2 protein-coding genes are annotated in these 1,601 nt (G+C 32.5%); both read left to right on the top strand.

Annotated elements, in window-relative coordinates:
* The first annotated feature begins 98 nt into the window (after positions 1-98).
* On the top strand, positions 99-734 hold the full coding sequence (locus HM986_RS17525; protein ID WP_179314765.1) for a hypothetical protein: 636 nt from the start codon (positions 99-101) through the stop codon (positions 732-734).
* 124 nt (positions 735-858) lie between these two features.
* Positions 859-1,377 carry a hypothetical protein gene (locus HM986_RS17520; protein WP_179336339.1) on the top strand — a complete coding sequence of 173 codons (519 nt, stop codon included), beginning with the start codon at positions 859-861 and terminating at the stop codon, positions 1,375-1,377.
* Positions 1,378-1,601 lie beyond the last annotated feature (224 nt).

The following is a 1,601-nucleotide window of genomic DNA, read 5'->3' as shown; positions in this document are numbered from 1 at the left end:
GTAAATATAAAAAAAGGTCTGTATTAAACCGAAAAGTTCGTGTGTAAAATCCGCTACTTTTCATATACAAGACCGTTGTGCGTAAGCTGAAAAAACCAATGAACATTAAAGATAAAGCACTAAATTTCCAATACCAATACAGCCGAATTTTTGCTTCCGGCCTGAATAGGAAAAAGTTTGTGTGCTTACCGAAAAGTAATAGCTTGTTTGCGTCAAATAATTCCAGAAACACATTTATTGCACTCGGATTTACATTGTTTTCTTGTGGACTATTTTTTTCTGGATTTATAGAATGGTTTACAAACGGAACTGAAATCACAACGGTATTTATACTTGTATTTTTTGTAGCTCATCCAATTGTTGCGACTATCGGATTACGACAATTTTTGTGGCTGATTAATGGACGACAAGAATTACGAATTGAAAATGGAAAAATGACATTAATTAAAAAAGGAACTTTTCTAACTAACACACACACTTTTGAATTGGAACACGTGGAAAACGTTCGAAATGAAATACACGAAAACTCATTATCGACTTATGACAAAACATTGCGGAATATCGCTCTAAATAGGAAATTGCTTTTTAGTCACATAATGGGAGAAATAATATTTGACTATAAAGGGAAAAAGATAAAATTATTTAATGAATTGACCGAAAATCAAAAAGTGGAATTAATAACTGAAATCAATAATCTGAAAGAAAAGCCTACGCACAACACCGTGTATAATTAATTGCTAGGTTCTTCCCTACTTGCGAATATTCCTGCGGAATATTCACGGGTTCGTAAAAGTTTGCTAACTTAGTTGCTTAACCACGCAACTAACCATACACAAAACCGTTGTAAGCAAGCTGAAAATGACATTCGAACAATTAAATGAACATATAATTCCGATGACCGAATTTGCTCTTAAATGGAGATTTACGGAAGAAAAATATGATTGCTTGCCTGAACAACATCTGAATGAATTAAAACCGTTAGACAAAGTTGGAGCGGAATTTCTTGCTGATTTTTTAAGTAATTGTAAAGTCCATAGTGAATTGCCTTTTAAGAATGGAATGTTTCGGAATTTGGACAAAGCTAAAATTCTGGAAAATAATGACAAAGAAATAACGAAATGGCTTTACCAAAGAGCAATTCCTTTTGACAAAGAAGTTTTCCTTTCTTGGGACGGAAACAACGGAATGAAAACTAAATGGAAATTTGTAGTCAAATATTGGAATTCTATTTTTTATGGAGGAGCTGATGATTTGACAGTTTTTGACCAAAGCCTTGAATGGACTTTGTTCTTTTTTCACGAAGACGAAATTCATTTCGGAACAAACAAAAATTATGAACCCATTGCGGAATTTGATGAAAAATGGTTTGTGATTTAAGAATAAGCGGAATAAAAGCCAGCTTACAACACCGTATATAATTTATTGCTAGTTCTAGCCTACTTACGAAAATCCTCGCGGATTTTCTATTCGGTTTTTATTTGCTAAATTAGGTGCATAAAACACGCAACAAACCATATACAACAACGTTAGCATACATTTACCACAAAACTCAAATTAAACAATGAAAAAAAGAATTCTACTAATTTTTATGGTTAGTTTTT

Source organism: Winogradskyella costae (assembly GCF_013403865.1).
GTDB lineage: Bacteria > Bacteroidota > Bacteroidia > Flavobacteriales > Flavobacteriaceae > Winogradskyella > Winogradskyella costae.
Note: the sequence above shows the minus strand (reverse complement) of the source record. Positions and strands in the feature narration are given on the sequence as shown.